The 22,174-nt window shown below is 66.0% G+C and carries 21 protein-coding genes and 1 other RNA gene; 12 read left to right on the forward strand and 10 right to left on the reverse strand.

Annotation, left to right across the window (positions count from 1 at the left end; genetic code table 11):
* Nucleotides 1–23: 23 nt before the first annotated feature.
* The gene (locus ACFTOW_RS09120) at nt 24–1,622 is read right to left on the reverse strand and encodes a phosphoenolpyruvate carboxykinase (protein ID WP_379914850.1); all 1,599 of its coding nucleotides are present in this window, start codon (nt 1,620–1,622) and stop codon (nt 24–26) included.
* Between the two features lie 363 nt (nt 1,623–1,985).
* Between ACFTOW_RS09120 and ACFTOW_RS09125 the strand changes: the two genes are divergently transcribed.
* The 7 genes from ACFTOW_RS09125 (at nt 1,986) to ACFTOW_RS09155 (ending at nt 7,421) form a co-directional block, all read left to right on the forward strand.
* Nucleotides 1,986–2,687, forward strand: coding sequence for a response regulator transcription factor (locus ACFTOW_RS09125; protein WP_379914852.1), 702 nt, complete (start codon nt 1,986–1,988; stop codon nt 2,685–2,687).
* The gene (locus ACFTOW_RS09130; protein ID WP_379914854.1) at nt 2,687–4,411 is read left to right on the forward strand and encodes a sensor histidine kinase; all 1,725 of its coding nucleotides are present in this window, start codon (nt 2,687–2,689) and stop codon (nt 4,409–4,411) included. Before ACFTOW_RS09125 ends, ACFTOW_RS09130 begins: the two co-directional genes overlap by 1 nt.
* 1 nt (nt 4,412) lies before the next feature.
* On the forward strand, nt 4,413–4,877 hold the full coding sequence (locus ACFTOW_RS09135) for an HPr kinase/phosphorylase (protein ID WP_379914856.1): 465 nt from the start codon (nt 4,413–4,415) through the stop codon (nt 4,875–4,877).
* A 13-nt stretch (nt 4,878–4,890) separates the two neighbouring features.
* Entirely contained in the window at nt 4,891–5,820 is a 930-nt protein-coding gene (gene rapZ, locus ACFTOW_RS09140; protein WP_379914858.1) for an RNase adapter RapZ, read from the forward strand.
* Nucleotides 5,821–5,823: 3 nt separating this feature from the next.
* Entirely contained in the window at nt 5,824–6,216 is a 393-nt protein-coding gene (locus tag ACFTOW_RS09145) for a PTS sugar transporter subunit IIA (protein ID WP_379914860.1), read from the forward strand.
* 8 nt (nt 6,217–6,224) lie between these two features.
* Complete coding sequence (locus tag ACFTOW_RS09150) at nt 6,225–6,503, forward strand: HPr family phosphocarrier protein (protein ID WP_379914862.1); 279 nt, start codon at nt 6,225–6,227, stop codon at nt 6,501–6,503.
* Nucleotides 6,504–6,569: 66 nt separating this feature from the next.
* Entirely contained in the window at nt 6,570–7,421 is an 852-nt protein-coding gene (locus ACFTOW_RS09155) for a lysophospholipid acyltransferase family protein (protein ID WP_379914907.1), read from the forward strand.
* A 129-nt stretch (nt 7,422–7,550) separates the two neighbouring features.
* Here the strand turns inward: ACFTOW_RS09155 and rnpB are convergent.
* From rnpB to ACFTOW_RS09185, 6 genes are all read right to left on the reverse strand, one after another.
* An RNA gene (gene rnpB / locus ACFTOW_RS09160) (RNase P RNA component class A) lies at nt 7,551–7,969 on the reverse strand.
* An 11-nt stretch (nt 7,970–7,980) separates the two neighbouring features.
* Nucleotides 7,981–8,679, reverse strand: coding sequence for an N-acetylmuramoyl-L-alanine amidase (locus tag ACFTOW_RS09165; RefSeq protein WP_465261607.1), 699 nt, complete (start codon nt 8,677–8,679; stop codon nt 7,981–7,983).
* On the reverse strand, nt 8,676–9,416 hold the full coding sequence (locus ACFTOW_RS09170) for a hypothetical protein (RefSeq protein ID WP_379914866.1): 741 nt from the start codon (nt 9,414–9,416) through the stop codon (nt 8,676–8,678). Before ACFTOW_RS09170 ends, ACFTOW_RS09165 begins: the two co-directional genes overlap by 4 nt.
* 35 nt (nt 9,417–9,451) lie before the next feature.
* Nucleotides 9,452–10,939: an Asp-tRNA(Asn)/Glu-tRNA(Gln) amidotransferase subunit GatA gene (gene gatA, locus ACFTOW_RS09175; protein WP_379914868.1), complete on the reverse strand. Its 1,488-nt coding sequence runs from the start codon at nt 10,937–10,939 to the stop codon at nt 9,452–9,454.
* A 2-nt stretch (nt 10,940–10,941) separates the two neighbouring features.
* Nucleotides 10,942–11,229, reverse strand: a complete 288-nt coding sequence (gatC, locus tag ACFTOW_RS09180) for an Asp-tRNA(Asn)/Glu-tRNA(Gln) amidotransferase subunit GatC (protein ID WP_379914870.1) — start codon at nt 11,227–11,229, stop codon at nt 10,942–10,944.
* Between the two features lie 35 nt (nt 11,230–11,264).
* The gene (locus tag ACFTOW_RS09185; RefSeq protein WP_379914872.1) at nt 11,265–11,921 is read right to left on the reverse strand and encodes a ceramidase domain-containing protein; all 657 of its coding nucleotides are present in this window, start codon (nt 11,919–11,921) and stop codon (nt 11,265–11,267) included.
* Nucleotides 11,922–12,035: 114 nt separating this feature from the next.
* Here ACFTOW_RS09185 and ACFTOW_RS09190 point away from each other — a divergent pair, with 114 nt between their 5' ends.
* Nucleotides 12,036–12,728 carry a metal-dependent hydrolase gene (locus ACFTOW_RS09190; protein WP_379914874.1) on the forward strand — a complete coding sequence of 231 codons (693 nt, stop codon included), beginning with the start codon at nt 12,036–12,038 and terminating at the stop codon, nt 12,726–12,728.
* A gap of 141 nt (nt 12,729–12,869) precedes the next feature.
* Here ACFTOW_RS09190 and ACFTOW_RS09195 read toward each other — a convergent pair whose 3' ends face one another.
* Nucleotides 12,870–13,229 carry a hypothetical protein gene (locus tag ACFTOW_RS09195; protein ID WP_379914876.1) on the reverse strand — a complete coding sequence of 120 codons (360 nt, stop codon included), beginning with the start codon at nt 13,227–13,229 and terminating at the stop codon, nt 12,870–12,872.
* A 50-nt stretch (nt 13,230–13,279) separates the two neighbouring features.
* Nucleotides 13,280–14,128: a molybdopterin guanine dinucleotide synthesis gene (locus ACFTOW_RS09200; RefSeq protein WP_379914878.1), complete on the reverse strand. Its 849-nt coding sequence runs from the start codon at nt 14,126–14,128 to the stop codon at nt 13,280–13,282.
* 96 nt (nt 14,129–14,224) lie between these two features.
* On the opposite strand from ACFTOW_RS09200, the gene ACFTOW_RS09205 reads away from it, so the two are divergent.
* From ACFTOW_RS09205 to ACFTOW_RS09220, 4 genes are all read left to right on the forward strand, one after another.
* Complete coding sequence (locus tag ACFTOW_RS09205) at nt 14,225–15,199, forward strand: glutathione S-transferase family protein (RefSeq protein ID WP_379914880.1); 975 nt, start codon at nt 14,225–14,227, stop codon at nt 15,197–15,199.
* A 64-nt stretch (nt 15,200–15,263) separates the two neighbouring features.
* Nucleotides 15,264–16,265: a threonine-phosphate decarboxylase CobD gene (cobD, locus tag ACFTOW_RS09210; RefSeq protein ID WP_379914882.1), complete on the forward strand. Its 1,002-nt coding sequence runs from the start codon at nt 15,264–15,266 to the stop codon at nt 16,263–16,265.
* Nucleotides 16,262–17,158 (forward strand): adenosylcobinamide-phosphate synthase CbiB, encoded by an 897-nt coding sequence (gene cbiB / locus ACFTOW_RS09215; RefSeq protein ID WP_379914884.1) that lies wholly within the window; start codon nt 16,262–16,264, stop codon nt 17,156–17,158. Before cobD ends, cbiB begins: the two co-directional genes overlap by 4 nt.
* Nucleotides 17,159–17,219: 61 nt before the next feature.
* Nucleotides 17,220–18,404, forward strand: a complete 1,185-nt coding sequence (locus ACFTOW_RS09220) for a lytic murein transglycosylase (RefSeq protein ID WP_379914886.1) — start codon at nt 17,220–17,222, stop codon at nt 18,402–18,404.
* 223 nt (nt 18,405–18,627) lie between these two features.
* Here ACFTOW_RS09220 and smc read toward each other — a convergent pair whose 3' ends face one another.
* Complete coding sequence (smc, locus tag ACFTOW_RS09225) at nt 18,628–22,083, reverse strand: chromosome segregation protein SMC (protein WP_379914888.1); 3,456 nt, start codon at nt 22,081–22,083, stop codon at nt 18,628–18,630.
* Nucleotides 22,084–22,174: the final 91 nt, after the last annotated feature.

The following is a 22,174-nucleotide window of genomic DNA, read 5'->3' on the forward strand; positions in this document are numbered from 1 at the left end:
TTTTCTGTACCGAACGAAACGACTCAACCGATCGCGGCGGCTTTCACGTCGTCGTCGATGTAATCGAGGTATTGCGCGAAATTGTCGGCAAACATCTGCACCAGCTTGGCCGCCTGCACGTCATAGGCCTCGGGGTCGTCCCATGTGCGGCGCGGGTCCAGCAGAACCTCGGCCACGTTCGGCACGGATACCGGCACGTCAAAGCCGAAATTCTCGTCCTTGCGGAACTCGGAGTCGTTCAGCGTGCCATCCAGCGCGGCCGTCAAAAGTGCACGCGTCGCGCGAATCGGCATGCGCGATCCGGCGCCATAGGCCCCGCCAGTCCAGCCGGTGTTGACCAGCCAGCAGGTTGCCCCGTGCTTTGCGATCTTGTCCTGCAACAGCTTGCCATAGACCTCGGGACGACGCGGCATGAAGGGCGCGCCGAAACAGGTGCTGAAGGTCGGCTCGGGCTCGGTCACACCACGCTCGGTCCCGGCCACCTTCGACGTGAACCCGGACAGAAAGTGATACATCGCCTGCGCCGGCGTCAGCCGCGCGATCGGCGGCAGCACGCCAAAGGCGTCGCAGGTCAGCATGATGACATTCTTGGGGTGACCACCCAAAGCCGTTTCCGACGCGTTCGAGATGTATTCCAGCGGATAGGCGCAGCGCATGTTCGCCGTCAGGCTGTCGTCTTCGAAATCCAGCTCGAATGTCTCGGGGTCGAAGACCATGTTCTCGATCACCGTGCCGAACTTGTCCGTCGTGGCAAAGATCTCGGGCTCGGCCTCGGGGTTCAGGTTGATCGTCTTGGCATAGCAGCCGCCTTCAAAGTTGAAGGTGCCGCGATCCGACCACCCATGCTCGTCATCGCCGATCAGCGTGCGCGCGGGATCGGCCGACAGCGTGGTCTTGCCGGTGCCCGACAGGCCAAAGAACACCGCCGTGTCCACCGGGTTGCCATCGGCATGGTTGGCCGAGCAATGCATCGGCATCACGCCCTTTTCCGGCAACAGGTAGTTCAGCAGGGTAAAGACCGATTTCTTGTTCTCGCCCGCGTATTCCGTGCCGCCGATCAGGATCATCTTGCGGTCGAAATTCATCGCGATCACGGTCTGGCTGCGGCAGTCGTGCCGCTGCGGATCGGCCTGAAAGCTGGGGCAGTTGATCACGGTGAAATCGGCCATGAAATTGTTCAGCGCGTCGCGCTCGGGGCGGCGCAGCAGGTGGCGGATGAACAGCCCGTGCCAGGCCAGCTCGGTCACCATGCGCACATTGATCGACAGTTGCGGGTCGGCCCCGCCAACCAGATCCTGCACGAAATAGTCGCGGCCCTTCATATGGGCCAGCATATCGGCATAAAGCGCGTCGAACCCTTCGACGCTCATGGCGGCGTTGTTCTCCCACCAGATCGTGTCGACCACGCTGTCGGTCTTGACCACGTGCTTGTCCTTGGGCGAGCGGCCGGTGAACGTGCCCGTGGTGACCAGAAACGCGCCACCCTTGCCCAGCGACCCCTCACCCTTCTTGAGCGCGGCTTCGATCAGCGCGGGCTCCATCAGGTTGTAATAGACATTGCCCAACCCTTCGATGCCCTGATCTTCAAGCCGGAATTGCGGGTTCACCCGTCCAAATGCCATCTGCAAGCTCCTGTAGCCGCGCGCAAAAGCGGCGTTTCCGTCCTTCAATCCAAAACGCCGGATACAGCGTTCGTGACCGGGCCCGCGTGGTCCGATGCGGGCGTCTTAACATGACGCTTCTGTGAAGGAACAGGACGCTTTCACACAGTTAGCGCAACCAATGAAAGGTTAGCGCAAACGCGCGGCTTTTCGCCGGAGCTGCGCACAGACGGTGTGGCGCTATTGCGCCACTTTGGACTCGATGCATCGATTTTTAGGGGAAATCCCCGACCAAATCGGCGCGATTCGCAGTTTGTCGTTGCCTGACAAGGGTAAATTCATGAATACTGTGGAAAAATCATAGAGCAGTACAAGGATACCCCCATGGCAAAAATCGCCCTTGTGGACGATGACAGGAATATTCTGACATCGGTCGCCATGACACTCGAAGCCGAAGGGTTCGAGGTTGAAACTTACAACGACGGTCAATCCGCGCTGGACGCCTTCAACAAGAAACTGCCCGACATGGCCGTGCTGGACATCAAGATGCCGCGCATGGACGGGATGGATCTGCTGCAGCGCCTGCGCCAGAAAACCCAGATGCCGGTGATCTTCCTGACCTCCAAGGACGACGAGATCGACGAGGTGCTGGGCCTGCGCATGGGCGCCGATGACTATGTGAAAAAGCCCTTCAGCCAGCGTTTGCTGGTCGAACGCATCCGCGCGCTTCTGCGGCGGCAGGACGCGATGGAAACCGGCGTCGTTGGCGACACCGAAGAAACCAAGGTGATGGAGCGGGGCAACCTGCGCATGGACCCGCTGCGCCACGCCGTTGCCTGGAAGGGCAAGGATGTATCGCTGACCGTGACGGAATTCCTGCTGCTGCAGGCCCTTGCGCAGCGTCCCGGTTTCGTGAAATCCCGCGATCAGCTGATGGATGTGGCCTATGACGATCAGGTCTATGTGGATGACCGCACCATCGACAGCCATATCAAGCGTCTGCGGAAAAAGATGCGCAGCGTAGATAACGATTTCTCGGCGATTGAGACGCTGTATGGCATCGGATATCGTTACAACGAAGAGTAATGGCCTTCGCTGAAAGGATGGTCATGCGCGACGTCACGCCTTCACGTGACGGAGATGTCGTTCTGGGTGATGACTACGTCGCCCCCGACAGCACCGTCGAAAAAGAGCTGCGCGTCAGGCGCGCGCGGCGAGGGTGGTTCTCATTGAACCGCTCTCCCTTGACGCGCAAGATCATCACTTTCAACCTGATCGCTCTGAACGTGCTGGTCGCGGGCATCCTGTTTCTCAACTCGTCCCGCGATTCCATGGCCGTCGAGCGGGCCAACACCCTGGTCAGCGAGGCAGAACTGATCGCCGACGTGTTCGAGGCCCGGTTGCCTTCGGACGCCCCTGTCAGCATGGCAACCGGCGACGGTATCGATGTGGCCGGCACGCTGGACGGGCTGGACCTGCGCCGCGGGGTCGAGGTGTATGTCTATGACCCCGCCGGCACACTTGTAGGACGGTTTGACGGGGCGGGCGTGACCCGTGCGCTTGACCCGAATGCCGCGAGCGATGATCGCACGATCATCGTCGATTTCCTGACCGGGCTGTGGTCGGGCGTGGCCGGCCTGCTGCCCGAGGTTCAGCGCCCGTCCACCCCGACACCCGAGGAAAAGGCGGCAGGGATGGTGCCTGACGCGATGCAGGGCGCTACCGGCATGCTGTCGGGACAGACGCAGGACGGCCGCACGCTGTTCGCCGTGGCCACCCCGATCATGCAAGGCGACACGCCGATCGGTGTCGTCGCGCTGGCCAACAGCTCGACCGAGATTGACCGTGCCGCCCGGATCGAGCGCGAGCGCGTGCTACGCATGTTCATCATCGCCACGCTGGTCTCGATCGGGCTCAGCCTTGTTCTGGCCTCGACCATCGCGAACCCGATTTCCGATCTGGCCGAAGCCGCCGAACTGGGCCGGGATCGTGACCAGCGCAAGACCGGCACAGTGGGGCGCATCCGCATCCCCGACCTGACCGCGCGGCCCGACGAGATCGGCCGCCTGTCGGGGGCGCTGCGCGGCATGGTCGCCGCCCTTTATGAACGGATCGACGGCAACGAACAGTTCGCCGCAGACGTGGCGCATGAGATCAAGAACCCGTTGGCCTCGCTGCGCAGCGCCGTGGGCAGCCTGCGCATGGTCAAGAAGGAAGAACACCGCGAAAAGCTGCTGGATGTGATCGACCATGACGTGCGCCGGCTTGACCGGCTGGTCAGCGACATCTCGAACGCCTCGCGTCTGGACAGCGAACTGGTCAAGGAAGAGGAAGAGGCGTTCGACCTGATCAAGATGATCTCGAATCTCGGCGAATACCTTGGCCAGCAGGCGCGGCAGGACGGGATCGACTTCATCACTGATCTGCCCGCCCAGCCCATCGTCATCCAGGGGCTGGAGGCGCGGCTGGCGCAGGTGTTCGTGAACCTTATCACCAACGCGATATCGTTCTGTGAAGAGGGCGACGCGATCCGCGTCTGGGCCCGGCGGCGCGAAAACCGCGTGCTGATCGTGGTCGAGGATACCGGCCCCGGCATCCCGGATCAGGCGCTGACCAAGATATTCAAACGCTTCTACTCGGAGCGCCCGCAGAACCAGTTCGGCAACAACTCCGGCCTTGGGCTGGCGATTTCCAAGCAGATCGTCGAGGCGCATGGCGGCGTGATCTGGGCCGAAAACATCCGTCCCACGGATGTCGACATCACCTCCGAACCGCTGGGCGCGCGCTTTGTCGTGGGCCTGCCGATCTGACATGTCCGCCGCCGCCCCCGTCCCGGGCGCGCCCGGCAGCAGCCCTGATGCTCCGCTTTTGCTGCACGCCTCGACCGTGGCGATGGCGGGGCGTGCGGTGCTGATCACGGGCTGCTCGGGCGCAGGCAAATCCGCCCTCGCGCTGCAACTGCTGGCGCTGGGGGCCGTTCTGGTGGCGGATGACATCACCCATCTGTGGCGCGCAGGCCACAATTTGATGGCCGATGCCCCCGACACGATCCGGGGCCGGATCGAGGCGCGCGGCGTCGGAATCCTGAACGCGCAGCCGCATGGCCCCGCCCCTGTGACCCTTTGCATCGATCTGGACACGCCGGAAACCGATCGCCTGCCGCCCCATCGCCAGCAGGTGCTTCTGGGTCACGACCTACCGATACTTCACAATCCGGCCATGGGCTGTTTGCCTTCGGCAATCGCACAATATCTCAAGGCTGGACGCGCAGCGTAAAAGGGTTTCGCCCGTGACACAGACCAACCCCGACATCCGCGCCGATCATCGCGTGGTTCTTGTAACCGGTCCTTCCGGGGCCGGACGGTCGACTGCGATCAACGTACTCGAAGACATGGGGTTCGAGGCGATCGATAACCTGCCGCTGTCTCTGCTGCCCCGCCTGCTGGATGGACCGCTGGGCGGCAGACCGCTGGCGCTGGGTCTGGACACGCGCAACCGCGACTTTTCGACCAATGCCCTGATCGAGACCATCGACCAATTGGGCGGCTGGCCCGGCATCACCGCCGAGATCGTGTATCTCGATTGCCGCGACGACGAGTTGCAGCACCGGTTTTCCGCCACAAGACGGCGGCACCCGATGGCCCCCGCCGAAAGCCCCGAGATCGGCATCGCGCGCGAAAAGGATCTGCTGATCCCGGTCAGGGCGCGGGCCGATATCCTGATCGACACGTCGGACATGACGCCCCACAACCTGCGCGACGAGCTGCACGCCCTGCTCAACCCGCAGACCGGCAGCTTCATGGCGGTGACGATAAACTCGTTCTCCTACAAGCGCGGGTTGCCGCGCGGGGTCGACATGGTGTTCGACGGCCGGTTCCTGCGCAATCCCTACTGGCAGCCGGGCCTGCGCGACGGGGACGGGCGCGACCCGGCGGTGGCCGACTATGTGCAGGGCGACCCGCGCTTTGCCCCGTTCTTTGAGCGTGTGCACGATCTTGCCCGGATGCTGCTGCCGGCCTACCTGTCCGAGGGCAAGGCGCATTTCGCCATCGGCTTTGGCTGTTCGGGTGGTCAGCACCGGTCGGTTGCCCTTGCGGAAATGCTGGGCAAGGCCCTTGCGGAAGACGGCTGGCAGGTGTCAATTAGGCACCGAGAACTGGAACGGCGACAGCCCGCGCAGACCAGCAGCGCAGCTCGCCCGGGCGACAAGGACAGGTAAGGCGTGATCGGCATTGTCATCGTCGCGCATGGGGGGCTGGCGCGGGAATATCTGGCGGCGGTCGAGCATGTCGTGGGCGCGCAACCCGCCATGCGCGCCATCTCGATCGAAGCAGACCATGATCGCGCCGCCAAGCGCGATGAAATCCGCGACGCCACTGCAGCCGTCGATCGGGGCGAAGGGGTGGTTGTGGTGACCGACATGTTCGGCGGCTCGCCCTCGAACCTCAGCCTGGCCGCGTGCGAAGGCGCGGGGCGGCGCATCCTGTACGGCGCAAACCTGCCGATGCTGATCAAGCTGACCAAAAGCCGCCACCTGCCCCTGGGCGACGCCGTGCGCGCCGCGACCGAGGCAGGGCGGAAATACATTGACAGCCAGAACATATCAAAAGACTAAAGGCGGCCATGTCGGACAGTATAGAACGCACCCTGAATATCGTTAACGAAAAGGGGCTCCATGCCCGCGCCTCGGCCAAGTTCGTCGAGATCGTCGAGGGTTTCGACGCCTGCGCCGAGGTCAGCCGAGATGGCCTGTCCGCCGGGGGGGACAGCATCATGGGCCTTTTGATGTTGGCAGCGTCGAAGGGAACCACTATTGACGTGCGCACGTCCGGGCCTGACGCTGCGGCGCTTGCCGATGCGCTGGAAGCTCTGGTAAGAGACCGTTTTGGCGAAGACATGTAGCCCCCGCAAACCGGGGCAAAGGCAAAGGTGAAATGGCCAGTGGTGGACAGCACGCATAATCGGGTGATGCCGAGGAACCGGCGCGAGGTCGTGTTCAACAAATACGACCGGCGCAGCCTGACCTATGCCAACAGCTTTGACGCATCCCTGACATCCACGATCATCCGGGCGATGGAGTGGATGACCGGCAAGATCAACATCCTGCGCCGCGTGCGCGAGTTCGAAAAGCGCGGCGCCCCGACCGGGCAGGCGTTCTGGCCCGCGACCATGGAAGTCATGGGCATCGACCTGCTGACGCCGGAGGAACAACTGGCGCGCATTCCGAAAACCGGACCTGTGGTGTTCGTGGCCAACCATCCGCACGGGCTGGTGGACGGGATGATCCTGGCCGACCTGATCGGACGGGTGCGCAACGACTACCGCATCCTGACGCGCTCGCTGCTGACCGGCATCGACGAAAGTGCTGCGTCCTACATGATCCCGGTGCCTTTCCCGCACCAGCCCGACGCGCAGGAACAGATGATCGAGATGCGCACCCGCGCGATGGAACATCTGGCCGATGGCGGTCTTGTCGCGCTGTTCCCTTCAGGTGTTGTGGCCACGTCGAAAACCCTGTTCGGCCCGGTGATCGAGGCTGAATGGAACCTGTTCACCTCCAAGATGATCCGCCGATCGGGTGCCACCGTGGTGCCGTGCTTTTTCTCGGGACAGAATTCACGCTGGTATCAGATCGCCAACAGGATTTCTCCGGTCTTGCGCCAGGGGCTGCTGCTGCACGAGGTGGTGCACAGCTTTGACAAGCCGCAGGCCCCGGTGATCGGTCATCCGATCTCGCCCGAGGAATGCGCCGAACGTGGCCGCGATCCCCGCGCCTTCATGGCCTGGCTGCGCGAACATACGTTGAATCTGCGCAACTGACGGGGTCGTCCGGGGCAGAGGCTGGGGGGCCAGCCCCCCAGACCCCCGGGATATTTGTGGAGAGAGGAAACAGGGAAAAAAGCCTGGCACCGTGACGGCGGTGCCCGGTGCCGTTTGTTCCGGAATGTCATGCGCGGAGGGCCTGTAAGCCGGATTTTGTCCCCGGGGTTGCCCCCGGTGGATGACCATTCGTCTGAAGGCACCGTTGCCGATGCCCCTCTAGCTGCCTACCCGAACCCCTGGGCCAAGACCGGCCCTGCGGCGATATCGGTTGCCCGATCAGCCCGCGCGGGGTTCCTATTCGGCATTGCTCCCGGTGGGGCTTGCCATGCGGGCGCTGTTGCCAGCCCCCCGGTGGGCTCTTACCCCACCGTTTCACCCTTACCTGCCGCAGGCTCCAGCGACGAACCACTGGCGCGACGGGCGGTCTGTTTTCTGTGGCGCTTTCCGTCAGGTTGCCCTGCCCGGGCGTTACCCGGCACCGTTGTCTTGTGGAGTCCGGACTTTCCTCGGACGGCAGAGCCGCCCGCGGCCATCCAGCCCTCCGCGCTCGCCCGAATTAGGCGCTGCGGTTGGCGCGGTCAACGGGAAACCGTTTGGCGAGGTCCTGCGCGGCGGCAAGGCTGGTGAACGCGCCAAAACGCGCGCGAAAGGCCGCCAGCACCGCGTCATCCGGCGCGCAGTCGGGCGGGGTGGCATAGCCAAAGCCATGCAGCGCGGTGCCAAGGGCCCGCTGCGCGTCCGGCGAGGTGTTGTGATGGGCAGAGGTCTCGGGCCAGACCGACAGGCCCTGTCGCGCCAGCCTGCGCCAGTCGAACCGCGGGCCGGGGTCGGCTTTACGGCCGGGGGCCATGTCGGCATGGCCGATCACCCGCTGAGGGGAGATCTGCCAGCGCGACAGGATACCCCCCAACAGGTCCTCCAGCACCCGCATCTGCCGGGCGGCAAAGGGGTGATCGCCGCGATTGTCCAGCTCGATCCCGATCGAGCGCGAGTTCACGTCGCTGACAGCGCCCCATTGCCCGGCCCCGGCGTGCCAGGCGCGGGCAGCCTCGTCCACCATCTGCCAGCATGTGCCATCCGCCCCGATCAGGTAATGCGCCGAAACCTGTGCCTGCGGATCGCACAGCCGGTCAAGAGCGGCCTGCGCGCCCTGCATCGCGGTAAAGTGGATCACCACCATGTCCGGGCGCGCACCCTGTCGGCGCGGGCCGCAATTGGGCGATGGATGCCAGATCACGCCGGTCAGCGGGTTCAGCCCCCGCGCACGCTGCGGAACGGGGCCGGATCCCACTCACAGGCAAAGCCGTCGCCATCCGGGTCAAGGCCCAGCCGGTCGCGCTCGGGCCCGCCACGCGCCAGAAAATCCTCTTGCGCGCGGTCGGGCGAGGCATAGGCCGCGCAGTTGCGCTGATAGCGGGCTTCACCCGACAACCCGCCGCGGCGATAGAGCGCCGTGCCCTTGGGGTTCGTGGTGCGCAGGGCGAAATCAACGATGTTCGGCCCCGAATCGCCCGAGCGTGTGGGCAGTTCGGTCGGCTGCACCACCTCGTATTGCGCGCGGTTCTGGGCGATGCGCGCAGCGTCGCTTTCGATGGTGCGCAGCGACGACACGTTGTCGAAATTGTTTTCCTCGCTGATTCCCTCGGCATTCACCGCGGCTGGCGGCGGGTTCGACGGGCTGGCCTGCAACGGCGCCCCGCCGGGGTTCAGCGCGGCGGCGGTGTCGGCGGCCAGACGTTCGGCCTCGGACATCTGTTGGTTGCTCTGCTGTGATTGGGCTGACAGGGGCATGTCCCCCGCGCGCGGCGTTTCGTCCGAAATGGCACCGGCGGGTGGCACGGCCGCACCGATCAGCGCCGCCTCGCGAATGGCCTGCTGACGCTGATAGTCACTGTAGTCGCCAAAGCCGACGCCCGCCCCACTGTCGGGCACGGTCGCACAGGCGCCAAGGGCAAGGGCCGAAAGGGCCGCAGCAACAAGGGTAACACGCATGGTCTGGATCCTGCCTGATCTGGTTTTCGGGCGGTTTACCACCATTTATCGGGCTTTGCCACAAAACCCGCCGCCTGCTCCAGCGCATAGGCGGTGTTCAGCAAATCACCCTCTTCCCAAGGGCGACCGATCAGTTGCAGACCCAGCGGCAGCCCCTTGCCATCCAGCCCGGCGGGCACGGAAATGCCCGGCAGCCCGGCCAGGTTGACCGTCACGGTGAACACGTCGTTCAGGAACATCTGCACCGGATCGTCCTGCCCCATCTCGCCCAGCCCAAAGGCGGCGCTTGGGGTGGCAGGGGTCAGGATGGCGTCGATGCCATCGGCGAACACAGTTTCAAAATCGCGCTTGATCAGGGTGCGCACGCGCCGCGCGCGGTTATAGTAAGCGTCGTAGAACCCCGCCGACAGCACATAGGTCCCCACCATGATGCGGCGTTGCACCTCGTGGCCGAACCCTTCGGCGCGGGTTTTTTCATACATGTCGGTGATGTCATCCCCCTGCGCCAGCGTGGCTCGGTGGCCATAGCGCACCCCGTCATAGCGCGCCAGGTTGCTCGATGCCTCGGCGGGCGCGATGACGTAATAGGCGGGCAGCGCGTATTTGGTGTGCGGCAGGCTGATGTCGCGCACCTCGGCCCCGGCATCGCGCAGCATCGCCGTGCCATCGGCCCACAGCTTTTCAATCTCGGCCGGCATGCCATCCATGCGGTATTCGCGCGGGATGCCGATGACCTTGCCGCGAATGTCGCCGGTCAGCATCGATTCGAAATCGGGCACGGGCAGATCGGCGCTGGTGGAATCCTTGGGATCGTGCCCGCACATCGCCTGCAACATGATGGCGGCGTCGCGGACATCCTTGGTCATTGGCCCGGCCTGATCCAGACTGCTGGCAAAGGCCACGATGCCCCAGCGCGAACAGCGGCCATAGGTCGGCTTGATCCCGGTGATGCCGGTAAAGGCGGCAGGCTGGCGGATCGACCCGCCGGTATCGGTGCCGGTGGCAGCCAGACACAGATCGGCAGACACGGCCGCAGCCGAGCCACCCGATGACCCGCCGGGGGTCAGCGCCGTGTCCTCGTTGCCGCGCCGCCACGGGTTGATCACATTGCCATAGACGCTGGTCTCGTTGCTGCTGCCCATGGCGAATTCGTCCATGTTCAGCTTGCCCAGCATCACCGCGCCCGCGTCTTCCAACTGCTGACCGACGGTCGAATTGTATTCGGGCCTGAATCCCTGCAGGATGCGGCTGGCGGCCTGACTTGGCACGCCCTTGGTGCAGAACAGGTCCTTGATGCCGATGGGCAGGCCGCACATGGCGGGCGCATCGCCCTGCGCCAGCCGGGCGTCAGCGGCGCGGGCCTGCTCCAGCGCAATCTCGGGCGTCTTGTGCACGAATGCGCCCAGCGCATCCGCCGCGTCGATGGCCGTCAGGCAGGCCTGTGTCAGCTCCACGCTGGAAATCTCGCGGGCGCGCAGCTTGTCACGGGCGGCGGCCAGGGTCAGGCGGTTCAGATCGGTCATGATTACTCCACCACCTTGGGGACGGCAAAGAAGCCTTCGCGCGCGTCCGGTGCATTGCTCAGGACCTTGTCCTGCATGTTGCCATCGGTCACCACGTCCTCGCGCCGCTTCAGGCGCTGGGGGGTAACACTGGTCATCGGTTCGACGCCGTCCACATCGACCTCGTTCAACTGCTCGATGAACCCCAGGATGGTGTTGAATTCGGCGGCAAGCGCAGGCAGCGCGTCAGGCTCGACCTTGATACGGGCGAGTTTTGCCACCTTGGCGGCGGTGTCATGGTCGATCGACATACGGCAATCTCCGGGGTTTTGCGGTCTGATTGCGTTTAGCGCCGCGCGCCCTGACCCGCAAGCATGTGGCGGCGATAAACCTCGATCATCCAGCCCAGCATGACCGCATTCAGGATATGCCACATGAAATGCGTGCCAAACGGGATCGCATCGCACAGCGGCTCATCCAGCGTGCGAAAGGTCAGCGAGGCGATCAGGATCAGCGCCCCGATCGCCAGCCCGCGCGCCACCTGCGGCAGACGGTGCCGCAGCAGCCACGCATAGATCAGAATCAGCAGCGGCACCGGCGCATAGGCCGCCGAACTGCCAAGCCCGGGGATCATCGCGAACAGCGGCACGGTGGCGGCCGCATAGGGGATGAACAGCGCCGTCAGCGCCAGCGCGGGCCAGACCCGCAGCCCCCAATAGGCGCGGTTGGCGGTGTAGATATACAGCAGGATATAGCCAAGGATCGGCAGCACATCCATCAGCCCGGTCAGCCGGTTGGCGTGGGTGTGAAACAGCCAGCTTCCCACCCCGATCACGGCCAGCACCACGCACAGCGCCTGCCCCAGCGGCAGACCCCGCACCCGGGGCCACAGGATCGCCGCCGCGATCACAAAGGCCAGATTCGTCAGAGCGTTGATCGGCTCGGCCCAGTAGTCGGGCCCCAATCGTTCGCAATAGGCATCTACCTGCTCGGTCCAGTCCATCGCCACCCCCTGTCGCAGAAATACGCCCCGACCGCGCCGGTTCAATCCCCCTTTTCACGCGGGCGCACCATGTTACCTTGCCCGCGACACAGAAACACCCGAGGGAGGGAAAAGATGCAGATCACATGGATGGGGCACGGATCGTTTCGGATCGAGATCGCAGGGCAGGTCCTGCTGGTCGATCCTTGGCTGACCGGCAACCCGATGCTGCCCGAGGATCAGCACGAGGCGGCACTGGCCGGGGCCACGCATATCCTGCTGACCCATGCGCATTTCGATCATATCGTGGACGCGCTGCCGCTGGCGCGGCGCCTGAAGGTGCCCGTGGTCGGCCAGTATGACCTGATGGCGCATTGGGAAGAGCACGAGTCGATCGAGACCATCGGCTTCAACAAGGGCGGCACCGTCGATCTGGGCGGGCCCAAGGTGACGATGGTGCATGCGGTGCATTCCACCAGCATGGCCACCGATCAGGGGCCCAAGGTCGTGGGCAGCGAATGCGGCTTCATGATCGAAGGCGACGGGCACGTGATCTATCTGTCCGGCGACACGGATGTGATGGCCGACATGAAGGTGTTCAACGACCTGCACAAACCCGATATCGGCATCCTGTCAGCAGGCGGTCATTTCACCATGGACATGAAGCGCGCGGCCTATGCCGCCAAGACCTTCTTTGATTTCAAGACGGTGATCCCCTGCCACTACAAGACTTTCCCGCTGCTGGAACAATCCGCGGATGAGATGAAAGCCGCCCTGCCCGGCGTCGATGTGATCGAGGCCGAGGTGATGAAGCCGATGTCGTTCTGACACGCGGTTTTCACCAAGGCACCGGCACGGCCATCCGCAGGTTTGATGGCCGTGCCGGCCCGGGTTTTCGTGGTTCCACCGAAGCTCACGGATCAGCATGTCCGCCGACGCCCCGAAACCGCGCTGGTCATGCGCCGGAGTTCATGCGCCTGTATCGACCGCCAGCAAGGCGACTGGCGCATCTTCTTCTCGCGCGAAATCCAGCGGCTGCTGATCGCTGACTTCGGTCATGCGCTTGAACTCGTATTGCATCTCGCCCGCATCCTCGGCGGCGGCGACGATCAGGCAGCGTTTCAGATGCACCGCGCCATCATACAGATCCACCAGACCGCGCAGGCCCGGCACGACCTCGGCCTCCACGGCGAACCCGTCATCCCAGATGCGCAGCACCGGGTGGCGTTTGCCATCCACTTCGACCCGTAGCCGGTTGCGCTTGCGCCCCGCCTGTTTGCGCGCGGCGTCAAGACCGGCCTGCACTTCCCGTGGCACAAAGGTGGACATCACAGAATCTCCTGAAACACCCATTCAGGATGCCGCATCAAACCTTTTCGTCAAGTTAATCCCGCAACATCAAAGCCTTTTTCACTCAGCCCGAGGATCCAGCCCTCTTCCATCCGCACGCCAGGCGGTTGCCCGAGCGGCGCGTCCAGCGCCCCGGCCAGCCGCCCCTGTCGCGCCCAGGCGGCCAGCCGCAACGCCACGTCGCGCACCTGCACCGCATCGCGCACGCGCGCCGGATCAACCCCAACCGGCCACAGCGACGGGAACACCTCGGCCAGCACAACGCCCGCATCAGACGGCCATTCAAAGGGCCAGACCGCCGCCCCCGTCGCCTGCCGCAGCCGTTCCAGCATGGCAATCCCGGTCAGGGCCTGCCCGCCCACCGATCCGGCACCCGACAGTTTCCAGACCTCCTGCGCCCCCGGCGCCAGACCGTCACAGATGCGTCGGTTGACCGGCAGCACACCGCCCCAGCCCGCGGGCTTCAGCCGAGGCAACCCCGCAACATCCCGCTTCAGCCCGTTGCCCCAGAACGGGCCCGGTGCATCGAACAGCCCGTTCAGGTCGCCGCCCACGTCAAAACGGTTGTTGGCGTTCTTCGGCCCCTCCTGCACCCGCGCGGCCAGCGCGGCCCAGACCGCGCGCCAGCTCCCCGGGCCCAGCCGCGCCGACAGCCCCGCAGGATAGCCAAAGGCAAAATCGAACCCCGCCAGCACGCGCCGCCCGGCCCGTGCCTCTTCGCTCAGCAGCGCGCGCAACCCCGCCTCGGCCTCGGCCCGGGTGGCCGGGTTGTGCAGCACCAGCCCGCCACCGCGCAGCACCGCGATCCAGATGCTGTCCTTGCCGGTGCGCGGCACCCCGGCCGCCGACCAGTCCACGATCACAAAGGTATCAAACATCATGTGCACCCATGCAGTGACCATGCGCGCCTATCCCCGTTTTCGCGCGCCCATGCACCAACTAGATCAAGATCAACGCAATCAAAGGAGGCCACAATGGGCCAGCTCGTCAACGGCACTTGGCACGACACATGGTATGACACCTCGAAAACCGGGGGGAAATTCGTGCGCTCCACCGCAGGTTTCCGCAACTGGATCACCCCGGACGGCAGCGCAGGCCCGTCAGGCGACGCCGGTTTCAAGGCCGAGGCCGACCGCTATCATCTCTACGTCTCCTATGCCTGCCCCTGGGCGCACCGCACGCTGATCTTCCGCGCCCTCAAGGGGTTGGAGGATCTGATCACCGTGTCCGCCGTGCATCCCGACATGCTGTCGGATGGCTGGACCTTCGACACCGATTTCGACGGGGCCACGGGCGACACGCTGTTCGGTGAACCCTACCTGCGCAACATCTACCTGCGCGCCGATCCCGAAATTTCGGGCCGCGTGACCGTGCCGGTGCTCTGGGACAAGAAAACCAACACCATCGTGTCCAACGAATCGGCCGAGATCATTCGCATGCTCAACTCGGCCTTCGACGGGCTGACCGGCAATAGCGACGATTACTGGCCCGCCGAACTGCGCGACGCGATCGAGCCGATCAACGCCCGCATCTATGACACGATCAACAACGGCGTCTACAAATCCGGCTTTGCCACCAGCCAAGAGGCTTATGAAGAGGCGGTGATCCCCCTGTTCGACAGTCTCGACTGGCTGGAAAAACATCTGTCGGAAAACCGTTACCTGATGGGTGAGCGGCTGACCGAGGCCGACTGGCGCCTGTTCACCACGCTGGTCCGGTTCGATCCGGTCTATCACGGGCATTTCAAATGCAACCGCGCCCGGATCGTGGATTACCCCAACCTCTGGGGCTACACGCGCGAGCTGTATCAATGGCCCGGCGTGCGCGACACGGTGCATATGGACCATATCACGCGGCACTATCACTACAGCCACGATACCATCAATCCCAACCGGATCGTGCCCATTGGCCCGGATCTGGATTTCGACGCCCCCCACGGGCGCGGATAAAAAGGTTGAGAATCCGGCAGCGCTGCGTTTCATGGTGCCCAAACCCTGACAACGCGGCGCACCCATGGCCCAGACCGATCGAACCCCACGCGACCATGGCGGCGACCTCGACGCCGCCATGGCGCAATTCGGCGGCACCCGCGACAGCTGGCTGGACCTGTCCACCGGCATAAACCCGGTGCCCTATCCTCTGCCCGACCTGCCGTCCGATGCCTGGACGGCGCTGCCTGACGCCCGCGCGCAGGCCCGGCTGGTGCAGGCCGCGCGTCAGCACTGGCGCGTCCCCGCAGGAGCCGAAATCCTGCCCGCGCCCGGCGCCTCGGCCCTGATCGCGCAGATGCCGCGCCTTGCCACGCCGGGCCGGGTGCATATCCCCCAGCCCACTTATAACGAGCATGCCGCAGCCTTTGTCGCCCATGGCTGGGCCTTGGCCGACCTGCCGCAACAGGCCGACGCGCAGGTCATCGTGCATCCCAACAACCCCACAGGGCGCTGGTATGACAGCAGCGTGCTGACCGCTCCGCTGGTGGTGATCGACGAGAGCTTCGCCGATGTCGCCCCCGACCGCTCGCTGATCGCGCAGGCCGCCTTGCCCGGGCGCGTGGTGCTCAAAAGCTTTGGCAAGTTCTGGGGGCTGGCCGGCCTGCGGCTGGGCTTTGCCATCGCGCAGCCCGGAACCATCGCTCAGCTCGCCGAATGGCTTGGGCCTTGGCCGGTACCCGGCCCCGCGCTGGCCATCGGTGCCGCCGCACTCGAAGATCCCGAATGGGCCCGCGAAACCCGCGCCCGGCTGAACGAGGATGCCGCCCATCTGGACGCACTGATGCAACGCGCGGGCGCACGGGCCCTGGGGGGCACATCGTTGTTCCGGCTCTACGAGGTGCCCAATGCCGCAGGCTGGCAGGCCGATCTCGCCCGCCATCACGTCTGGAGCCGGATCTTCCCGTGGTCCGCCACCGACCTGCGCCTCGGCCTGCCCCATCCCGACCGCTGGGGGCAGATCGAATCCGCTCTCGGGACGGTGGGTGGGGCGATGCCGAAGGCGAGCGTCACCAACCGTCCATGACCCTCACATTCGCCATGCTCCTCGACGCCCTGCTGGGCGAGCCGCGCTGGCTGTGGTCACGCGCGCCGCACCCGGCGGTCCTGATGGGCCGCGCCGTGGGCTGGTGCGACAGCCGGTTCAACCGCGGCACCGCCCGACGGGCCAAAGGCGTGCTGGTCATGGCCGCTCTGTGCCTGTGTGCCGGGGTGCTGGGCGGCTTGCTTTCGCTGGGCGGTCCGGTGGTTGAAATCCTCGTCGCTGCCATCCTGCTGGCGCAGAAATCGCTGGTCGATCACGTCGCCGCTGTCGCCACCGGCCTGCGGCAGGGTCTGCCGCAGGGCCGCGCCGCCGTGGCGATGATCGTCAGCCGCGACACCACCGCGATGGACCTGTCGGCCACCGCCCGCGCCGCCATCGAAAGCGCTGCGGAAAACCTCTCGGATGGGGTGATCGCGCCGGCCTTCTGGTTCGCCGTGGCCGGACTGCCCGGGCTGCTGATCTACAAGATCACCAACACCGCCGACAGCATGGTGGGCTACCGCACCCCCCGGCACGAACAATTCGGCTGGGCCGCCGCGCGGCTTGACGACCTGCTCAACCTGATCCCTGCGCGCCTGACCGCGCTGCTGATCGCCACCTGTGCCGGGCGCTGGCGCGACCTGCCCGCCATCCGCGCGGATGCGCGCCTGCACCGCTCGCCCAACGCAGGCTGGCCCGAGGCCGCGATGGCCCGCGCGCTGGGCATCGCCCTGTCAGGCCCACGCGCCTATGACGGGGCCATGCGCGATTTTCCATGGGTCAACGGCGCGGGCCGCCGCCCCCTTGGCCCGCGCGACATCGACGCCGCCATCCGCCTGTTGTGGCAGGCCTGGGCGCTGGCCCTTGGCCTGTCCCTGCTGATGGCGCTGACGTGAGTTGCAACCCCGCGCCGCGCAGGGATAGTGTCGCGCGACCACTGCCAACAGGATTGCACAGATGAAATTGCCCGCCCTCGCCGCCGCCCTCTGCCTTGCGACCGCCCTGCCCGCAGCCGCGCAGTCCGCATCGTCCCAATGCGGCGGCAACTGGCAAACCTTCGTGCAGGGCGTCGCCGACGAGGCCATATCGCAGGGCCGCGATCCGCAGGCCGTGGACCGTTTCACCGCGCAACTGCGGCAGGATCAGAAGGTGCTGGATGCCGACCGCCGTCAGGGCGTGTTCCAGCTTGATTTCACCACCTTCGCCCGCCGTCTGATCTCGGGCGCGCGGATGGACAAGGGACAGGCCATGTCGCGCGAATGGGACAGTGTCTTTGATCGGGTGCAGGCGGAATACGGCGTGCCGCGCGGCGTGCTGCTGGCCTTCTGGGCGTTCGAAACCGATTACGGCGCGTTCCAGGGCGATTTCAACACCGCCAACGCGCTGGCCACGCTGGCCCATGACTGCCGCCGCCCCGAGCTGTTCCGCCCGCAACTGCTGGCCGCGATCCAGCTGTACGAGATGGGCGATTTCGACCCCGCCACCACCACCGGCGCATGGGCGGGCGAGATCGGCATGGTCCAGATGCTGCCCGGCGACATCATCGAGAATGGTGTCGATGGCGATGGGGACGGCCGTGTTCGGCTGAAAACCTCCGTCCCCGATGCGCTGATGTCAGGTGGCAAGATGCTGCAACACTTCGGCTGGCGCGCGGGCGAGCCGTGGCTGCAAGAGGTACAGGTGCCCGGCGACATGGACTGGTCCCGATCCGGGCTGACCACCCAACTGCGCCCCGGCGACTGGCAGGCCATGGGCGTGCAGCCCCGTTCGGGGCAATGGCAGGCCGACCTGCCCGCCAGCCTGATCCTGCCGCAGGGGCACAAGGGGCCGGCCTTCCTCGCCTATCCCAATTTCAACGTCTATTTCGAATGGAACCAAAGCTTTACCTACGTACTGACCGCCGCCTATTTCGGAACGCGTCTTGAGGGCGCGCCGGTGTTCAACCCCGGCAACCCCGATCCCGGCCTGTCCGGCGACCAGATGAAGGCGCTGCAACGCAACTTGGCTGATCGCGGTCATGACGTGGGCGAAATCGACGGCATCTTGGGTGCAGGCACCCGCGCGGCCGTGCGCGCCGAACAGGCGCGGCTTGGCCTGCCGGTCGATGCCTGGCCCACAAAGGCGCTGCTGGACCGGCTCTAGCAGGCCGCTGAAAAAGTCCGTCGTTGCTACGCTTGTGCCCAAATGGGCTGATTTTTCGAGCGCTCTCGTCGAGCTGAGGAAAAGCGACCTTGCCCGGCATCGACGAAGTCGACGAGAAATGCTCGTTGAAATCCTTTTTCAGCGGCCTGCTAGGCCAGGGGTCTCGCGACGGGACGGTGGGCGGGGCGACGTTCCCGCGCAGCCGGGACAAGCGTCGTCCCCGTCACGCCACCATCTGTTCGGCCTTCTTCAGATCGACGCTGACCAGCTGACTGACGCCCTGCTCCTGCATGGTCACGCCGAACAGCCGGTCCATCCGCGCCATCGTCACCGCGTGGTGGGTGATGATCAGGAACCGCGTCTCGGTGCGGCGGCACATCTCGTCCAGCAGGTCGCAAAACCGCGTCACGTTCGCATCGTCCAACGGTGCGTCCACCTCGTCCAACACGCAGATCGGCGCGGGGTTGGCCAGGAACACAGCAAAGATCAGCGCCAGCGCGGTCAGGGTCTGTTCACCCCCCGACAGCAGCGACAGCGTTGACAGCTTCTTGCCCGGCGGCTGGCACATGATCTCCAGCCCCGCCTCCAGCGGATCGTCGGATTCCACCAGCACAAGGCTGGCCTCGCCGCCGCCGAACAGGTGCCGGAACAACAGGCCGAAATTGCTGTTCACCTGCTCGAAGGCGGTCAGCAACCGCTCGCGTCCTTCGCGGTTCAGGCTGGCGATGCCAGAGCGCAGCGTCTTGATCGCCTCTTCCAGATCGCGCTTTTCGGTGACCAGCGTGTCATGCTCGGTCTCGACCTCGCGCTTGTCCTCTTCGGCGCGCAGGTTGACGGCGCCCAAGGCATCGCGCTGGCGTTTCAGGCGGTTCACGTCGGCCTCGATCACGTCGGAGGCAGGCATGGTCTCAGGATCGGCCCCCAGACTTTCCAGCAACCGTGCGGGCGTTGTCTCGGTATCCTCTTCGATCCTGCCTACGGCATAGTCCACCGTTTCGCGCGCCGCATCCATCCGCGCCTCGGCCCGCGCGCGGCCCTCGCGCGCCTCGCCCGCCGCGCGCTCGGCCTCGCGTTCGGCCTCGGTCGCGGCACGCAACGCGCCCTCGGCAGTGCTCAGCGCTTCCGCCGCCGCCGTCTTGCGCGCCTCGGCCGTGGCAATCGCCTGCCCCAGCTCGTCGCGCTTGGCGGCCAGGTCCTGCGGTGCGGCGCTGGCCTCTTTCAGCTCGGCCTCGGACTGCGCCTTGCGCTCGGCCAGCTCGGCCCCGCGTGTCTCGGCGGTTTGCAGGCGGTGTTTCCAGCCGCTCAGTTCTTTGGTCACCTCCTGCGCGCGGCGGGTGCGCGCATCGCCCTCGCGGCGCAGTTCGTCATGCGACGACCGCTTGGTCATCATGGTCATGCGCGCCGCCTCGACCGTCATCTTGATGTCCTCGACACCTGCCCGCGCGGCCTCGAGGTTCGCCAGCGCGGCCACCGCCCGCTCGGCATCGGTCAATTGCCGCCGCGCGCCCGTCGCCTCGTCTTCGTGCCGCGTCACGGCCAGACCCAGCGACTCCAGCCTGGACTGCGCCAGATTGCGATCCGCCTCGGCCCGGCTCAGCCGCCGGTTGGCCTCGTTCACCAGCCGGTCGGCATCCCGTCGGTCCTGCCGCGCGGCCTGATCGGCAGCGGTCAGATCGGTCAGCCGTTTCGCCAGCGCATCATGCGCCTGCCGTGCCGCATCGGCGCGCGCGGTCGCCTGCTCCATCTGCTGCTTCAGCGCCTCCAGCCGGTTGAGCTGTTGCAGGCGCAGGGCCGCCGCACTGGGCGCATCCTCGGCCCAGGCGCGGAACCCGTCCCAGCGCCACAGATCGCCCTCAAGGCTGACCAGCCGCTGACCGGGCTTCAGCGCCGCCTGCAACCGCGCGCCATCTTCGGGGTCGACCAGCCCGATCTGCGACATCCGCCGGGCCAGCACATCGGGCACCGAGACATGGCGCGACAGCGGCGTCACGCCCCCCGGCAGCGGCTGCGCCTGCGCATAGCCCGGCAGCACGGTCCAGCCCGACGGGCCATCCGCCGCCACCTCGGGCGCGCGCAGGTCATCGGCCAGCGCGGCCCCCAGCGCCTTTTCGAACCCCTGCTCCACCTGCAACCGGTCCATGATCTGCCCGCCCTCGGCGGTGTCGCGCTGCAACAGCTTGGCCAGCGCAGTCACCTCGGCGCGCAGCGCGTTCAGCTCGCCCTCGGCTTCCGAGCGTTCGGCGCGCACATCGGCCTCGCGCTCCTGCGCCTCGGCGCGGGCGGCCTCGGCCTCGCGCAGCATTTCATCCGCCCGCGCGGCGGTCTGCACCGCCTGCGCCTCCTCGGCCTGTGCTGTGGCAAAATCGCCCTCGGCCTGCGCCAGCGCGGCCTGCGACTGCGCCACGGCAGCGCGGGCCTTTTCCGCCTCGGCCTCGGAGCGCGCCAGCATCTTGCGCGTGTCCTCCAGCAGGCGGTTGGCCGACTGGTGTTTCGCGGCCAGCCGCGCCACATCCTCGGTCCGTGTGGTCAGGTCGGTTTCGCGCGCCTGCAACACCGCCGCCGCATCGCGCGCGGCCTGCGCCGCCGCTTCCAGCCGCTCGGCCTGCCCCTCGCCCGCCTTGGCCAGTTCGGCCTGCTCCCACTCCAGCCGGGCGATGGTGTCATGGGCGTCGCGGTTCAGCCCCGCCTCGCGCTCGATATCCTTGGCCAGTTGCGCAATGCGGCTTTCCAGGGTCTGGATCGTCTGCAGCGCCCGCGCCTCTTGGTCAGCCAGCGTGTCGCGCTGCACCGACAACCGTTGCAGGATGGCCGCCGCCACCGCCTCTTCCTCGCGCCGGGGCGGCAGGGCATCCTCGGCCACCTGCCGCGTCTTGGCCGCCTGCCGCGCGGCGGTTTCGGCCTGCGCCGCCGCCGTCACCCGCTCGCGCAATTGCGCCTCGGCGGCCAGCCGCGCCTCATCCGCCTCTTTCCAGCGGCGATACAGCAGCAGCCCCTCGGCCCGGCGCAGATCCTCGCCGATGCTGCGATACCGCGCGGCCTGCTTCGCCTGCCGCTCCAGTTGCGCCAACTGGCTGGCCAGTTGCTCGATCACGTCATCGACGCGGGCCAGATTGTGCTCGGCCCCTTTAAGCTTCAGTTCCGCCTCGTGCCGCCGCTGATACAGGCCCGAGATCCCCGCCGCCTCTTCCAGAATGCGCCGCCGCGCCTTGGGTTTGGCGTTGATCAGTTCCGAAATCTGCCCCTGCCGCACCAGTGCCGGGCTGTGCGCCCCGGTCGAGGCATCGGCAAACAGCATCTGCACATCGCGGGCCCGCACGTCCTTGGTGTTCACCTTGTAGGCGCTGCCCGCATCGCGCGTGATGCGCCGCACGATTTCCAGACTGTCGCTGTCGTTGAAGCCCGCAGGCGCCAGCCGGTCGGAGTTGTCCAGTACCAGGCTGACCTCGGCAAAGTTGCGCGCCGGTCGCGTCGACGCCCCGGCAAAGATCACATCCTCCATCCCGCCGCCGCGCATGGCCGAGGCGCGGTTCTCCCCCATCACCCAGCGCAGCGCCTCAAGCAGGTTGGACTTGCCACAGCCATTGGGACCGACCACGCCGGTCAGCCCGTCCCGGATCAGCAGATCGGTCGGATCGACAAAGCTCTTGAAGCCGGTCAGGCGAAGTTTGCTGAACTGCACGGGCGTGGCCCCTGATTCCGTTGATCTGGGCGATTGTGCGGGAGCGGTGCCGTCAGAGTCAACGCAAACGCCCCGCATCTGGGGAGGATGC

Source organism: Lacimonas salitolerans (assembly GCF_042677865.1).
In the GTDB taxonomy this organism is placed as follows: domain Bacteria; phylum Pseudomonadota; class Alphaproteobacteria; order Rhodobacterales; family Rhodobacteraceae; genus Lutimaribacter; species Lutimaribacter salitolerans.

Bases quoted from the DNA above. Each gene is read 5' to 3' on its own strand.
- ACFTOW_RS09120 (WP_379914850.1), bottom strand. From the start codon at position 1,622: ATGGCATTTGGACGGGTGAACCCGCAATTCCGGCTTGAAGATCAGGGC.
- ACFTOW_RS09125 (WP_379914852.1), top strand. From the start codon at position 1,986: ATGGCAAAAATCGCCCTTGTGGACGATGACAGGAATATTCTGACATCG.
- ACFTOW_RS09130 (WP_379914854.1), top strand. From the start codon at position 2,687: ATGGCCTTCGCTGAAAGGATGGTCATGCGCGACGTCACGCCTTCACGT.
- ACFTOW_RS09135 (WP_379914856.1), top strand. From the start codon at position 4,413: ATGTCCGCCGCCGCCCCCGTCCCGGGCGCGCCCGGCAGCAGCCCTGAT.
- ACFTOW_RS09150 (WP_379914862.1), top strand. From the start codon at position 6,225: ATGTCGGACAGTATAGAACGCACCCTGAATATCGTTAACGAAAAGGGG.
- ACFTOW_RS09155 (WP_379914907.1), top strand. From the start codon at position 6,570: ATGCCGAGGAACCGGCGCGAGGTCGTGTTCAACAAATACGACCGGCGC.
- ACFTOW_RS09170 (WP_379914866.1), bottom strand. From the start codon at position 9,416: ATGCGTGTTACCCTTGTTGCTGCGGCCCTTTCGGCCCTTGCCCTTGGC.
- gatA (WP_379914868.1), bottom strand. From the start codon at position 10,939: ATGACCGATCTGAACCGCCTGACCCTGGCCGCCGCCCGTGACAAGCTG.
- gatC (WP_379914870.1), bottom strand. From the start codon at position 11,229: ATGTCGATCGACCATGACACCGCCGCCAAGGTGGCAAAACTCGCCCGT.
- ACFTOW_RS09185 (WP_379914872.1), bottom strand. From the start codon at position 11,921: ATGGACTGGACCGAGCAGGTAGATGCCTATTGCGAACGATTGGGGCCC.
- ACFTOW_RS09190 (WP_379914874.1), top strand. From the start codon at position 12,036: ATGCAGATCACATGGATGGGGCACGGATCGTTTCGGATCGAGATCGCA.
- ACFTOW_RS09195 (WP_379914876.1), bottom strand. From the start codon at position 13,229: ATGTCCACCTTTGTGCCACGGGAAGTGCAGGCCGGTCTTGACGCCGCG.
- ACFTOW_RS09200 (WP_379914878.1), bottom strand. From the start codon at position 14,128: ATGTTTGATACCTTTGTGATCGTGGACTGGTCGGCGGCCGGGGTGCCG.
- ACFTOW_RS09205 (WP_379914880.1), top strand. From the start codon at position 14,225: ATGGGCCAGCTCGTCAACGGCACTTGGCACGACACATGGTATGACACC.
- cobD (WP_379914882.1), top strand. From the start codon at position 15,264: ATGGCCCAGACCGATCGAACCCCACGCGACCATGGCGGCGACCTCGAC.
- cbiB (WP_379914884.1), top strand. From the start codon at position 16,262: ATGACCCTCACATTCGCCATGCTCCTCGACGCCCTGCTGGGCGAGCCG.
- ACFTOW_RS09220 (WP_379914886.1), top strand. From the start codon at position 17,220: ATGAAATTGCCCGCCCTCGCCGCCGCCCTCTGCCTTGCGACCGCCCTG.